A 13,321-nucleotide genomic window follows, 5' to 3' on the forward strand; every position below is an offset into this window, starting at 1 on the left:
TCAGCCCGCGGCGGCGGCGCGGCGTGGCGCCGGGGCCTTGCCGGTGGCCCACAGTTCCTCGAGGTTGTAGTAGCTGCGGATGGCCGGCTGCATGATGTGCACGACGATGGCGCCCAGATCGACCAGCACCCATTCGCCGCTTTCCTCGCCTTCCACGCTGATGACCTCGCCGCCGGCTTCCTTGGCCTTCTCTTGCACGTTGCGCGCGAGCGCGCGGGTCTGCCGGTTGGAGTCCGCGCTGGCGATCACGATGCGTTCGAACAGGGCGGTGAGGCGGGTGGTGTCGATGACCTCGATGTCCTTGGCCTTGATGTCTTCGAGGGCGGAGACGACGATTTCCTGCAGGGTGGTGATTTCCATCAGCGCGTACGGTAAAGGTGGTGCAGCCCAATATAGTCGAGAACGGAATCGGGGAGCAAATAACGGGGGCTCGCGCCGCGCGCCAGCAGGGCGCGGATGTGCGAGGCGGAAATGTCCAGTGGCGTCATGGCGAAGGCGATCACCCGGCCGCTCGGGGAGCTTGCCAGTTCGGCCGGCTGTTCGGTCAGGCGGGCGCTGCAGGCTGCCGCGAGTTCAGCGGGCAAGCGGGCGACCCAGTCCATGTCCCGTGGAGCATGGCCGGGCCGGTTGGCCACCGCGACGTGGGCGAGATCGAACAGCTCGCCCCAGCGGTGCCAGCCGGGCAGGCCGTGGAAGGCGTCGGCGCCGAGGATCAGTACCAGCGGGCGGGCCGGGCCGAGTTCCGCGCGCAGGCGTTCCAGGGTGGGTACGGTGTAGCTGGCGGCGGCGGCGCGCACCTCGCCGTCATCCACTTCCAGTGCCGGGTTGCCCGCGGCGGCCAGGCGGGCCATCGTCAGACGGTGGTTGGCAGAGGCATGCGGCGCGTCGCGGTGCGCGGGCTGGCCGGCCGGCAGCAGGCGCACGCCGGCCAGGTCGAGGGCTTCGCGGGCTTCCTCGGCGAGGCGCAGATGGGCGAAATGGATGGGATCGAAGGTGCCGCCCAGCAGGCCCAGTGGCGCGGGCTCAGCCGTGCTCATCATCATCCACGACCAGCGGCGCGGAGTGCACCGCGTCGCCGGGCAGGCCGAACACGTCGCGCGCGTTGATGTAGAAACTGGCGAAGATGGTGGGCACCAGCACCAGCGGGACCAGGAAGCTGAGCAGGGTGGCACCCAGCGGGATCACCATGCCGATCACGGCGATGGCCATGCCCGGCAGCACCGCGCCGAACAGCATCAGGGAGATGGCGTAGGCCAGGAAGGGCCGCCAGTTGCGCAGGCAGGCGAAGAAGCTGAAGAACATCGCCTTGGGCGCGGGAATTTTCCACCAGCCGGCCAGCAGCGGGGCGAACCAGTAGGCCATGATGACCGGTGTGGACAGGGTGAGCGCGATCAGCAGCGCCAGGGTGAGGCCGGGCGACTGCGCGGTTTCCGGGTCCATCCTGGCGCCGCCCATGAGTTTGAGCAGCACGCCGCCGTCGGCCAGCATGGTGCTGGCGAGCACCAGCAGGCTGGCGATCAGGTAGATGCCGCCAATGGCGACCAGCGCCTGCAGATTGCTGCGGAAGCCGGAGAACAGCACGTCCGGCCCGGCGCGCCGGCCTTCGTCGATGGCCCGGCAGCCGTTGAGCACGCCCAGAGAGAGCACGGGCATCAGCAGTGAGGCGATGGGCTGGCCGATCAGCGGAAAGATGCTGACCACCACCAGGGTGAGCAGATAGCCGAAGGCCAGGAAGGTCATCAGCGCGGGGTTCTTGCGCCACAGCAGCAGGCCTTCCTTGAGCCAGGACCAGCCACGGTGCGCGGGGAGTTGTCTAGCTTGCATCGTTGGGGGGTGTTTCCGGGGTGGGGGCGGGCAGCGCGGGGGCGTTGCCGAAGACGTCCTGCCAGGCGGCGCGCAGCGTGCCGGCGAGGACGGGAACCAGCACCAGCATGCCCAGCCCGGCCGGCAGCATGGCGATCCACACCAGCACGTAGAGCAGCGCAGCGAGCACCAGGAAGGTGAGCGGGCTGGCCAGGCAGGCCTGCGCGGAGAGCTTCATGGCGTCCAGCGGGGCGACCTCGTCGTGCAGCACCAGCGGGGCGGCGAACCACAGTGCCATGATCAGCAGCGCCCACAGCACGGTGAAGATCAGCACGCCGAGCATGACGCCGCCGGCTGCCACCCCGGCGCCCGCGAAGGCGCCCAGCAGCATGCCGGTGAGCACCGCGCTGCCGCCGATGGCCGCGCCGATCAGCGCGGCGCCGAACGCGCCGACGAGATGGAACACGCCGACCAGCAGCAGGTTGCCGGTGTGGCGGCGCACGCCTTCGAACAGATGGTCGACGCGCAAGGCCTCGCCGCGCGCCTGCGCCAGCGCGCCGGTGACCAGACCGCCGGCCAGCACCGGCAGGGCGATGGGCGCGGCCGCCCAGCCGATCAGCGGCACGAAGCCGAGCGCGGCGAGAATGACGATGAACACCACGGCCTGGATGAGCCAGATGCCCGGGTTGGCGACGAAGCCACGCCAGCCTTCGGTGAGCCAGCGCAGGGTGTGGGCGGGGGCGACGTGGCGGGGCTGGGGCAGGGTCTTCATGCCGGGTCTCCGGGCAGCGGTGGCACGCCCTGCGCGCGTAGGCGCAGGATGTCGCGGTATTCGTCGGGGTTCTTGACCAGCACCATCTCGCCGGCGCGCGGCAGGTGGAAATCCGCCGCGCGCGACATCCAGAAGCGCAGCGCGGCGGCGCGCAGCATGGCCGGCCAGGCTGCGCGTTCGGCCGGGGTGAACGGGCGTTCGGCGTGGTAGGCGTCGAGCAGAGCGTGGTAGCGCGCGGGTTCCAGTTCGCCGTCCGCCGTGCAGCACCAGTCATTAACGGTAACCGCGACGTCGAACAACAGGGCGTCGCGGCCGGCGAAGTAGAAATCGATGACGCCGCCGATGTGTTCGCCGTCCCACAGGATGTTGTCGCGGAACAGGTCGGCGTGGATTACCCCGCGGGGCAGTTCGTCGATGCGCACGGCGGCCTGGAAGGCGAGTTCCGCATCGAGCAGGGCCTGTTCCGCGGCCGGCAGGAAGGGGCGCACCTGGGCGGCGGTGGCGCTGCGCCAGGCCGCACCGCGTGGGTTGTCCTGGCGGCGGCCGTAGGACAGGCCGGCCAGATGCAGGCCGGCCAGCATGGCGCCCACGCGCGCGCAGCGCTGTGGCCCGGGGGCCATGTCGGACTGGCCGCTGAGGCGGGCCACCAGCGCCGCGGGCTTGCCGGACAGGGTGCCGAGGTATTCGTTGTCGCGGTCGGCGATGGGGGCGGGCACCGGCAGGCCGTGGCGCGCGAGGTGGGCGGTGAGGTGCAGGTAGAAGGGCAGTTCGGCGCGCGGGATGGTCTCGAACAGCGTCAGCACGTAGCGCCCGAGCGTGGTGGTGACGAAGAAATTGCTGTTCTGCACGCCGGCCGGGATGCCCTGCAGATCGGTCAGCCGGCCGATGGCGTAGCGGCGCAGCCAGTCGGCGAGCGCCTCGGGCGTGACGGGGGTGAAGACGGACATGGGGCGTGCGGTCGGCCGGGCAGTGTGCGCCGCGCGGGGCTCACCAGCTGCGGATCACCCACATCGGCACGGACAGCACCGGGGCCGCGTCGCTATGGCGCACGAAGTTGCCGTCGCCCTGCGGATCCACCAGATAGTACGGCGTGCCATGCGGCGGGGTGACCTTGACCATGTAGAGCTTGCCGCGCAGGCGGTACTCTTCCACGGTGTCGCCGCCGCGCTGGACGATGGTGACCTCCGGCTCGAAATCGTCCTCGATCAGGCCGGGCGGCGGTGGGGGCGGCTCGGGCAGCGGCTGCAGGTCGGCGGGGCGCTGCTGGGCGAAGGCCGGCAGGGCGCAGGCGAGGGCAAGAACGAGCAGTTTGCGATGCATGATGGATTCTCCGCGGGAATGTGCCGATTCTATCAGGGGCGCGGACTTTCCCACGGGCGGGAATGCGTCCGTGTCGGGTGTCGGCTCAAAGATTCAGCATCAGTTCGTGTTCTTCGGGCAGCGGCAGGAAGCCGCGCGTTTCGTAATGCTTGAAGATGGCTTCCACCACTTCTTCCGGCTTGTCGATGACCTGCACCAGATCGAGATCCTCTGGATTGATCATGCGCTCGCTCACCAGCCGGTCGCGGAACCAGTCCAGCAGGCCCTGCCAGAACTGGCCATGCACCAGGATGATGGGGATCTTGCGACTCTTGTTGGTCTGGATCAGCGTCATCGCCTCCAGCAGTTCGTCCAGCGTGCCGAAGCCGCCGGGCATGACCACGTAGGCGCTGGCGAACTTCACGAACATGAACTTGCGTGCGAAGAAATGCTGAAAGGTCTGCGAGATGTCCTGGTAGGGGTTGGCGGCCTGTTCGTGCGGCAACTGGATGTTCAGCCCGATGGACGGGCTTTTGCCGAAGTAGGCGCCCTTGTTGGCGGCCTCCATGACGCCGGGGCCGCCGCCGGAGATCACCGAGAAACCGGCATCCGACAACTGGCGAGCGATCTTTTCGGTGAGCATGTAGTACATGTGGTCCGGCGGTGTGCGCGCGCTGCCGAAGATCGACACTGCCGGACGGATGGCGTTGAGCCGCTCGGTGGCCTCGACGAACTCGGCCATGATGCCGAAGATGCGCCAGGATTCGCGGGCGTTGGAATGCGGTTCCGCGTTCTTTGCCCTGCGGGGCAGTTTGTCTTTTGCGGTCATGAGCGGGCGGGGTGATCCGGATCGGGAAAAAGAGGTAAACGATAACCCAGAGCGTGCTCGCGGTACCATTCACAGCTTCCCGTACCGATTCTTTCCGCCCGCCATGCCCACGCTGCTGCTCGTCGATGGTTCCAGCTACCTGTACCGCGCCTTCCACGCCTTGCCAGACCTGCGCAACCGCGCGGGCGAGCCCACCGGGGCGATCCGCGGCGTGCTTTCCATGCTGCGCCGGCTGGAGTCCGAATACGCCGCCGAATACCGCGCCTGCGTGTTCGACGCCAAGGGCAAGACCTTTCGCGAGGACTGGTACCCGGAATACAAGGCCCACCGTCCGCCCATGCCGGACGACCTGCGCGTGCAGATCGAGCCGCTGCATGAGGCGGTGCAGGCCGAAGGCTGGCCGCTGCTGATGGTCGAGGGCGTGGAGGCCGACGACGTCATCGGCACGCTGACCCGCCAGGCCGTGGAGCGCGGCTGGCAGGTGGTGATCTCCACCGGCGACAAGGACCTGACCCAACTGGTCGCCCCCGGCGTGCGCTGGGTGAACACCATGAACGAGGAAGTGCTGGACGAAGCCGGCGTGACCGCCAAGTTTGGTGTGCCGCCGGAACGCATCATCGACTACCTGGCGCTGATGGGCGACGCGGTGGACAACGTGCCCGGCGTGGAAAAGTGCGGACCGAAGACCGCGGTGAAATGGCTCACCGAATACGGCACGCTGGACAACCTGGTGACCAATGCCGACAAGGTGGGCGGCAAGGTGGGCGAGAACCTGCGCAAGCACCTGGATTTCCTGCCGCTGGGGCGCAGGCTGGTCACCGTGGCCACCGACGTGCCCCTGCCGGTGACGCCGGAAGACCTGCCCGCGCGCGACGACGACAAGGCCGCGCTGCGTGCGCTCTATGAGCGCTTCGAGTTCCGCTCCTGGCTGCGCGATCTGGACGACGCCCAGCGCGGCATCGTACCGGCCGCCGCTGCAGATGATGAACCCACCGAACCGGGGGGGCATCGCGCCGGCTACGTCAGCATTATCGACTGGGCAACCTTCGACGACTGGCTGGCGCGCATCGAAGGGGCCGCACTCACCGCCTTCGATACCGAAACCACCAGTCTGGACCCGATGGCCGCGCGTCTGGTGGGCATATCCTTTGCCGTGAAGACGGGCGAGGCCGCCTACCTGCCGCTGGCCCACCGGGGCACCGAAGCGCCGGATCAACTGCCGCTGGACGAGGTACTGGCGCGCCTCAAACCCTGGCTGGAATCCGCCGCCCACGCCAAGGTCGGCCAGAACCTCAAGTACGATGCCCACGTGCTGGCCAACCACGGTATCACCCTGCGCGGCATCGCCCACGACACCCTGCTGGAATCCTACGTGCTGGAATCCGACCGCCCGCACGACATGGATTCCCTGGCCCGCCGCCATCTGGGGCTGACCACCATCCCCTACACCGAGGTGTGCGGCAAGGGCGCCAAGCAGATCGGCTTCGACGAGGTGGCCGTCGACCGTGCCACCGAGTATGCCGCCGAGGATGCCGACGTCACTCTGCGCCTGCACCGCAGGCTGTGGCCCCAGGTCGAAGCCGAAGGGCAACTGGCCGCTGTGTACCGCGACATCGAACTGCCCACCTTGAGCGTGCTGCTCGACATGGAACGCACCGGCGTGCTCATCGACCCCTTCCTGCTCGCCCAGCACGGGGAAGAACTCGGCCGGCGCCTGCATGAACTGGAAGGCCAGGCGCACGAACTGGCCGGCCAGCCCTTCAACCTGGGGTCACCCAAGCAACTCGGCGAAATCCTCTTCGGCAAGCTCGGCCTGCCGGTCGTCAAAAAAACCGCCACTGGCCAGCCTTCCACCGACGAGGATGTACTCACCCAACTGGCCGAGGATTACCCGCTACCCAAGCTGCTGCTCGAACACCGTGGCCTGGCCAAGCTGAAGAGCACCTATGCCGACAAGCTGCCGCGCATGGTCAACCCCAGGACCGGGCGGGTGCACACCAGCTTCTCGCAGGCTACGGCCGTGACCGGCCGGCTGGCCAGTTCCGAACCCAACCTGCAGAACATCCCCATCCGCACGGCGGAAGGGCGACGCATCCGCGCGGCCTTCATCGCGCCCCGCGGCCATGTCATCGTCTCGGCGGATTACTCGCAGATCGAACTGCGCATCATGGCCCATCTGTCGAGCGACGCCCGCCTGCTGGACGCCTTCGCGCGCGGCGAGGACGTACACCGTGCCACCGCCGCCGAGGTGTTCGGCATGGCGCCCGCCGAAGTCAGCAGCGAACAGCGCCGCTACGCCAAGGTCATCAACTTCGGCCTGATCTACGGCATGAGCGCACACGGCTTGGCCAAGAACCTGGGCATCGAGCGTGGCGCGGCGCAAGCCTGGATCGACCGCTACTTCGCGCGCTACCCCGGCGTGGCCGACTACATGGAACGCATCAAGGCAGAAGCGCACGACAAGGGCTACGTAGAAACCGTGTTCGGCCGCCGCCTGCACCTGCCCGACATCCGCGCCCAGCAGGTCGGCCGCCGCCAGGCCGCCGAGCGCGCGGCGATCAATGCCCCAATGCAGGGAACGGCGGCAGATCTGATCAAGAAGGCGATGATCGCCGTCAGCGCCTGGCTGAAGCGCGAACAGCTTGCTTCCCGCCTGATTCTGCAGGTGCATGACGAACTGGTGCTGGAAGTGCCGGATGGGGAGTTGGCACGCCTTCGCACGGAACTGCCCGTGCTGATGGGCGGCGTGGCGCAACTGGCCGTGCCGCTGCTGGTGGAGGTGGGAGCGGGGGGGAATTGGGACGAGGCGCACTAATGCGCCATCAGGCTTCGCCTGTCGTTCCGAACACACTCCGGCAGCGGCCCTGCCCAGACCCCGCCAGGTAGGTAATCCCCCGGAAATCAGGGATATTGCTTGTCGCGTGAAGCTGCGTGGCCTATCCGTGGGGAAACCGCTGCCATGCAAAAAGCCAGTGGAAGCCAGATGATGAACCAACTTTCGTTGGGGCGCGACAAGAAGTTGCCTCCTTCGGTTAGTCCTGCAGCAAGACCGAAGACAAGTAAACAGGAAGCCAGTACCGCCTGGGGAATGGCGCGCTGTTTGAAGCAGGCATAGAGTGCCGCAGCATGCATCGCGATCCAGATCGCCAAGCCGATCATCCCTAGTTCAAGTGCGACAGCCAAAGAGATGTTGTGGGGGTCGCGCCAACTCCTGTGCATCGCCTCAACCGTGAAATCGATGTTTCCGGCGAAGCCATGGCCAATCAGGGGATGATCCATGATTTTTTGGACCGCCGCGGACCATATCTCTGGCCGCCACGATACCCCTCTGGACGTAAAAATATCAGGCTGCGCTAGATAGGCAATTAATGCCAGAAGAGCCATCACGGCGACCATGCCGACCGTACGCGTGCTTGGCCGAATTACACAGAGCCAGCACAGCACTGCCGCAATGCCAACCAAAGGTGTGCGGGAACCTGTCATGAAGAGCCCCCATAGCAGCAACGGGCAGCAGATCAGGGAGATCCAGAAGATTGTGCGTTGACGTACGTCGGAAAGTAGCAGCGATACCAAACTGGCTGTGAACAGAAAACCCAGGACATGCGAGGTGAGGAGCGGATGCATCAGACTGCCTGGGCCGATGTAGCGACTTCCTGGCTTGAATGTTTCTATGAATTCGTGGCTGGTCAATATGATGAAGAAAGAAACCACGGCTGCGGAAATCAATATGATTTTTTGCAATGAAATTACAGCATGAACGCGGAAAAGGTAGATTATGCCGATAACCGCGAGTAATACATAAACCGGGCGTTTTGCCAGAGATAATGAAGACTGATCCCCCTCGGACCAGCTCAAGCTGATCAGCACCCAGATGATTAATGCCAAAAAGAACACTGCCGCTGGATGGCGCATGGAATCCAGTATTTCTTTTCGTGCCGTGAGAGCCCCGATGAGTGCGGGTAGTGCGAAAAGCGCATAGAACGTTTTTGGGTAGAGGCTGCGGTCTGGAAGCCAGAACAGTCCGGTCAATAGTGTAAACAGACCGATGCTGAGCCATGCGCCAAGCACAATCTGGATTTTCTTCTGATCGATCACTTCTTAATTTCCATAGGGTTCAGTATGCGTTCGGGTTGCGAAACCCTTTGAAGGTCGTCAGAAGAATGATCTTAAAATCCAGCCATAGCGACCAATTGTCGATATACCACAGATCATGTTCGACCCGTGCTTTCATCTTCTCTAGGGTGTCGGTTTCTCCACGCAGCCCATTGACTTGAGCCCAGCCAGTTATGCCCGGTTTTACCTGGTGGCGTTGCATGTAGGACTCTACCAAATCTTTATAGTATTCATTGTGAGCCAATGCATGTGGGCGGGGACCAACAATGGACATCCTGCCTTGTAGCACGTTGAAAAACTGGGGTAGTTCGTCTAGGCTCGTACGTCGTAAAAAAGCGCCGAGCTTGGTAATGCGTGGATCACCTAACTTGGCCTGCGTTACGGTGCCGGAAGATTCTTTGTGCACGATCATTGACCGAAATTTGTATACTTTGAAGCGTTGTCCGTTGATGCCGGTCCGATACTGCTTGAACAGTATCGGGCCAGGAGAGGTCAGCTTGATCGCAAGTGCAATCGCGATGCACACCGGAAGAATCAGTAAAAAAATAAGGCTGCCAAGAACGAGGTCTTCCGTGCGTTTCAAAATACGGGCCACGCCGTCCATCGGCGTCATGCTTAAATCGATGGAATAAAACCCAGCAATACGACTCACCTGGTGATTGAGTAAAGGGAGATCGTTCAGCTGCGGTAAAAATCGAATCGAAACAACATGGTGCCGTAGTGCGTATACTGCTGATTGGATATGCCCCCCTTCGCTCAGAGGCAGCATTAGCCATACTTCGTGCGCCTTGGATGCATCGGCCTGCTCAGGCAGAGTCCTAAGCCAATCGGCACCTTCATCACACTCCAAGATGCTGGCGATGGCGTACCCTTGGGCGCGTAGGGATAATGTGCTGGGTAAAATCTGGCCCCTTGCCTCAGTGGGCAAAACCGCCAAGATCTGCTTCAGGTTTCGACCGGCCCGCCGAGCTTGGCGCAGTGCTAAAAAAACCAACAAACGGAGACTGGTTCCTATTCCAATGGTTATAAGGACAGTGTAAACAGCCCAAAGACGGGAATAGCTGGTTGAGGTTTTTAAAAAGAAACTCAGCATCGACAAAACAGCCGCAGCCAGCAGCCAACCGCCCCCAACGCGTGCAACCTGTCGTAGAAAACTCTGCCCGCGCCACGAGCCATAAGCACCCACTATAAATAATGCAGATACCACTAGACTTGCCCAGGTAATGGCCCCCATCAGGTAAAACGAACTCAGATCAAATTTATCGAAGCGCAGAAAAAACGCCAGATACGCTGCCAGGATGGCAATGCCTGCATCAACCAGTGCCGTAGCGAGCGCGACAGGGTAGCGTTCGGCAAAGGTAGGGGTATAGTTCAGCGAGTGGGGCATAAAAACACGGAGGGGATGTTATTGAGAAAGTTATATAAAATCAGCTTTCCGATTGTTTGAGATCAACCTTGACTGTCTGCAGGCTTCAAGCTGAAGCGAGAATTCTCTAGTGTAAATGGATAAAGGCTGTTCGGGGAGCGTTTTCTCACCATCGCTCCGTCTCAAGTGAGTAATCAAGTCCGCCCGTATTTATCCTCGAAGCGCACGATATCGTCTTCGCCCAGATAGGCACCAGACTGAACTTCAATCAGCTCCAGCGGAATCACGCCGGGATTTTCCAGTGTATGCAACTGGCCAATTGGAATGTAGGTCGATTGATTCTCAGTGACTAGATAAGATTTGTCACCATTCGTGACTCTGGCGGTACCGCTGACGACGACCCAGTGTTCCGCGCGGTGGTGATGCAGTTGTACCGAAAGCTTGGCCCCCGGCTTGACAGTGATCCGCTTTACCTGATAGCGGTGCCCGCTGTCGATGGCTTCGTACATACCCCAGGGACGGTGTACCTTGCGATGGCAAATATGCTCTTGCCGGCGATCTGATTTGAGGCGGTCAACGATTTTTTTTACGTCCTGAACTTTGTCTTGATGCGCCACCAGTACGGCGTCCTGGGTTTCGACAATCACCAAATCCTCTATGCCTACAGTCGCCACCATGCTACTGTCTGCGTGCACGTAGGTGTTACGGGTGGCATACCCGAGCACGTTCCCCCTGAATACGTTGCCCTCGGCGTCCTTGGTGCTTACTCTCCACAGTGCCGACCAGGAGCCGACATCGCTCCAGCCTGAATCCAGCGGTACCATTACGGCTTCGGTGGTTTTCTCCATTACCGCATAGTCGATGGAGTCCTCCGGGCAGGCTGCAAAGGCGGCCGCATCGATGCGGGTGAAGTGCAGATCTTGTGTGCTGCCGGCTAGAGCCGTACGGCAGGCGGTGAGGATATCTGGCCGGAAACGTTCCAGTTCCTCCAGATAGCGGCTGGCGCGGAACATGAACATGCCACTGTTCCAGAAGAACCGACCGCTCGTCACGTAGCCCTCGGCAGTTGCAAGGCAGGGCTTCTCGACGAAGCGGGCGACTGTAAAGCCGCCGCTGTCGATCGCTGCACCTCGCTCGATATAGCCGTAGCCGGTTTCGGGATAGCTGGGTACGACCCCGAAGGTCACCAACTTGCTGTCGTTTGCGAGCGATAGCGCTGTCCGGATGTTGGAGTGAAAGCCACTCACGTCCTGAATCAGATGATCGGCAGCCAATACCAACAGTACTGCGTCACCATCTTCTGCAATCGCTTGAAGCGCCGCCAAGGCAACAGCGGGGGCCGTATTCCGGCCAACCGGTTCGAGTAGGATGTTGGCTTGGTCCATACCTAACTGGCGCAACTGTTCGGCGGCGAGGAAGCGGTGCTCCTCGTTACAGATCAGCCGGGGAGGGGCGATATCCAACCCCTGCAGGCGTTGGATGGTGGCCTGCAGCATCGACAACTGGGTATCACCGAGTGTCAGGAATTGTTTGGGATTGAGCTGGCGTGAAAGCGGCCACAGGCGCGAGCCTGTCCCCCCGGCCATGATGATGGGTAGAATCGTATGATTCATGCAGCCTCCTTTTATTAAACCGCCGTCAAGCATAAAGTATAGGCGTACGGGGGGTCGGTTATTTCAAGCAGGAAATAATCCATTGCACGCATGTCGTGAACCAGTTGGCCAATTTCCTGAATTCAAAGAAGTTTCTCGTATCCGGCCGTACTGCTTTACAGCTTTTTACCCGCTGTTGTGTTCACCCCTGCCCTGTGGCGTGTACGCGGCCGTGCAGGGAGCGCTCAACCACTTCTTCTCCCTGCTCGGGCAACGCATCCGGCTGCTGGCGTGATCAGCGCGCGGGTCTTTTCCAAGGCGTGCCACCGGATCCGTGCGGATTTCTTCGAGCAGATCAACCGCGCCCTGCTCGATATCGTCGGCGAGCAGATCGGTTGCGCGCGCGAGTGCGGGCTGCGCCTGGTGAGCGGCTATCCCCGTGCTTGGCTGGCCTTGCTCCTGACACGCAGTATCGACTCTTGCATCCACTGCGACATCGAGGGCTGCGGATTCAGGGCAGTACGCCGGCTTGTGCGTTCGGGCAGCCGCGACCATCGTCTAGCTTGCCCACCCTCAACGCCCGCGATGAAGCCCCGACCCGACTACGCGTGCCCCATCCCCCTCGTGCGTGCGTCTGAGCCATCAGGTCTAAGTTAAGAGGACTGTTCCAGCATCCAGCGCAAGGTGTTTTTCAGCGGCGGTGTTTCCCAGTCCCCGATCAGCGAACGGAGCCTCGAAGCGTCCCCGCACAAGGTTTTTACTTCGTTGGCGCGCACGAAAGCCGGATTCACCTCCACCTGGATCCTGTGACCAGTAATCGCCTCGGCCATCGCCAGCACTTCCCGCAACGAATGGGAGTGCCCTGAACACACATTCACGGTTGCCGCCATCGGGCGCACCTCCAGTAGCCGCCGATACGCGCATGCCACGGCGCGGACGTCGGAAAAATCCCGCCACACGTCGAGATTGCCTAGTTCAATCACCTCGGCCCCACGACGGAAATGCCCCACGATCTTCGGCAACAGAAAGGATTCCGACTGCCCGACGCCGGTGTAGTTGAACGGCCGCACAATCACCAACGGTAGCTTGTCCGACCACAAGCGCGCCATGTACTCCATCGCCAGCTTACTCACGGCATATTCATTGGCCGGATTGGCTGGCATCGTCTCGTCCAGCATACCTTCGGCCGAGTTGCCGTACACGTTCGCGCTGCTCGCCAACAGGACACAATCGGGTGTTTTCCCACTGCCCGCCAGTGCAGCGAGCAGGTTGCGGGTGCCGATCAGGTTGACCTTGTAGAACGATTCGGCGTCCCCATGTCCGACGAAGGAGATGGCCGCTAGATGCACGACGGCGTCTGGCCGTAGCTCGGCGAGCACGCTACGCACTGCTTCGGCGTCGGTGAGATCCGCGCGTCGGTAGTTCCCGTCACCGGACTCGTCGTGTGCCCCCATGCCCCATACTTCCCAACCATGCGCCTGCAACTCAGCAGCGACGTAGCGTCCGGTAAAACCTTTGATGCCGGTAATCAGCACCCGTTTCATCGC

12 protein-coding genes are annotated in these 13,321 nt (G+C 62.6%); 1 reads left to right on the forward strand and 11 read right to left on the reverse strand.

Going from position 1 to position 13,321, the window contains the following annotated elements; translation table 11 throughout:
- The 7 genes from rsfS to E6C76_RS17830 all read right to left on the reverse strand — a co-directional run bounded on the left by rsfS (position 1) and on the right by E6C76_RS17830 (position 4,703).
- On the reverse strand, positions 1-360 hold the full coding sequence (gene rsfS / locus E6C76_RS17800; protein WP_136349582.1) for a ribosome silencing factor: 360 nt from the start codon (positions 358-360) through the stop codon (positions 1-3).
- Complete coding sequence (gene nadD / locus E6C76_RS17805) at positions 360-1,043, reverse strand: nicotinate-nucleotide adenylyltransferase (RefSeq protein WP_136349583.1); 684 nt, start codon at positions 1,041-1,043, stop codon at positions 360-362. The genes rsfS and nadD overlap by 1 nt, the downstream gene beginning before the upstream one ends.
- Positions 1,024-1,824, reverse strand: a complete 801-nt coding sequence (locus E6C76_RS17810) for a BPSS1780 family membrane protein (RefSeq protein WP_136349584.1) — start codon at positions 1,822-1,824, stop codon at positions 1,024-1,026. Before E6C76_RS17810 ends, nadD begins: the two co-directional genes overlap by 20 nt.
- The gene (locus E6C76_RS17815; RefSeq protein WP_136349585.1) at positions 1,814-2,575 is read right to left on the reverse strand and encodes a DUF2189 domain-containing protein; all 762 of its coding nucleotides are present in this window, start codon (positions 2,573-2,575) and stop codon (positions 1,814-1,816) included. Before E6C76_RS17815 ends, E6C76_RS17810 begins: the two co-directional genes overlap by 11 nt.
- Complete coding sequence (locus tag E6C76_RS17820; protein WP_136349586.1) at positions 2,572-3,522, reverse strand: homoserine kinase; 951 nt, start codon at positions 3,520-3,522, stop codon at positions 2,572-2,574. Before E6C76_RS17820 ends, E6C76_RS17815 begins: the two co-directional genes overlap by 4 nt.
- A gap of 40 nt (positions 3,523-3,562) precedes the next feature.
- Positions 3,563-3,895 carry a DUF2782 domain-containing protein gene (locus tag E6C76_RS17825; protein WP_136349587.1) on the reverse strand — a complete coding sequence of 111 codons (333 nt, stop codon included), beginning with the start codon at positions 3,893-3,895 and terminating at the stop codon, positions 3,563-3,565.
- An 85-nt stretch (positions 3,896-3,980) separates the two neighbouring features.
- A complete protein-coding gene (locus E6C76_RS17830) occupies positions 3,981-4,703 on the reverse strand; it encodes an LOG family protein (RefSeq protein ID WP_136349588.1) in 723 nt (240 codons plus the stop codon).
- A 103-nt stretch (positions 4,704-4,806) separates the two neighbouring features.
- Here E6C76_RS17830 and polA point away from each other — a divergent pair, with 103 nt between their 5' ends.
- Entirely contained in the window at positions 4,807-7,518 is a 2,712-nt protein-coding gene (gene polA, locus E6C76_RS17835; RefSeq protein WP_136349589.1) for a DNA polymerase I, read from the forward strand.
- 86 nt (positions 7,519-7,604) lie between these two features.
- On the opposite strand, the gene E6C76_RS17840 is transcribed toward polA, so the two are convergent.
- From E6C76_RS17840 to E6C76_RS17855, 4 genes are all read right to left on the reverse strand, one after another.
- Positions 7,605-8,798 (reverse strand): O-antigen ligase family protein, encoded by a 1,194-nt coding sequence (locus E6C76_RS17840; RefSeq protein ID WP_136349590.1) that lies wholly within the window; start codon positions 8,796-8,798, stop codon positions 7,605-7,607.
- Between the two features lie 19 nt (positions 8,799-8,817).
- Entirely contained in the window at positions 8,818-10,203 is a 1,386-nt protein-coding gene (locus E6C76_RS17845) for an undecaprenyl-phosphate glucose phosphotransferase (protein ID WP_136349591.1), read from the reverse strand.
- 173 nt (positions 10,204-10,376) lie between these two features.
- On the reverse strand, positions 10,377-11,795 hold the full coding sequence (locus E6C76_RS17850) for a mannose-1-phosphate guanylyltransferase/mannose-6-phosphate isomerase (protein ID WP_136349592.1): 1,419 nt from the start codon (positions 11,793-11,795) through the stop codon (positions 10,377-10,379).
- 632 nt (positions 11,796-12,427) lie between these two features.
- Entirely contained in the window at positions 12,428-13,318 is an 891-nt protein-coding gene (locus E6C76_RS17855) for a GDP-mannose 4,6-dehydratase (protein ID WP_136349593.1), read from the reverse strand.
- Positions 13,319-13,321: the final 3 nt, after the last annotated feature.

Source organism: Pseudothauera nasutitermitis (assembly GCF_004801295.1).
Classification (GTDB): Bacteria; Pseudomonadota; Gammaproteobacteria; order Burkholderiales; family Rhodocyclaceae; genus Pseudothauera; species Pseudothauera nasutitermitis.

Excerpts from the sequence above, each read along its gene's own strand:
- rsfS (WP_136349582.1), bottom strand. The coding sequence starts at position 360 with ATGGAAATCACCACCCTGCAGGAAATCGTCGTCTCCGCCCTCGAAGAC.
- nadD (WP_136349583.1), bottom strand. The coding sequence starts at position 1,043 with ATGATGATGAGCACGGCTGAGCCCGCGCCACTGGGCCTGCTGGGCGGC.
- E6C76_RS17810 (WP_136349584.1), bottom strand. The coding sequence starts at position 1,824 with ATGCAAGCTAGACAACTCCCCGCGCACCGTGGCTGGTCCTGGCTCAAG.
- E6C76_RS17815 (WP_136349585.1), bottom strand. The coding sequence starts at position 2,575 with ATGAAGACCCTGCCCCAGCCCCGCCACGTCGCCCCCGCCCACACCCTG.
- E6C76_RS17820 (WP_136349586.1), bottom strand. The coding sequence starts at position 3,522 with ATGTCCGTCTTCACCCCCGTCACGCCCGAGGCGCTCGCCGACTGGCTG.
- E6C76_RS17825 (WP_136349587.1), bottom strand. The coding sequence starts at position 3,895 with ATGCATCGCAAACTGCTCGTTCTTGCCCTCGCCTGCGCCCTGCCGGCC.
- E6C76_RS17830 (WP_136349588.1), bottom strand. The coding sequence starts at position 4,703 with ATGACCGCAAAAGACAAACTGCCCCGCAGGGCAAAGAACGCGGAACCG.
- polA (WP_136349589.1), top strand. The coding sequence starts at position 4,807 with ATGCCCACGCTGCTGCTCGTCGATGGTTCCAGCTACCTGTACCGCGCC.
- E6C76_RS17845 (WP_136349591.1), bottom strand. The coding sequence starts at position 10,203 with ATGCCCCACTCGCTGAACTATACCCCTACCTTTGCCGAACGCTACCCT.
- E6C76_RS17850 (WP_136349592.1), bottom strand. The coding sequence starts at position 11,795 with ATGAATCATACGATTCTACCCATCATCATGGCCGGGGGGACAGGCTCG.
- E6C76_RS17855 (WP_136349593.1), bottom strand. The coding sequence starts at position 13,318 with ATGAAACGGGTGCTGATTACCGGCATCAAAGGTTTTACCGGACGCTAC.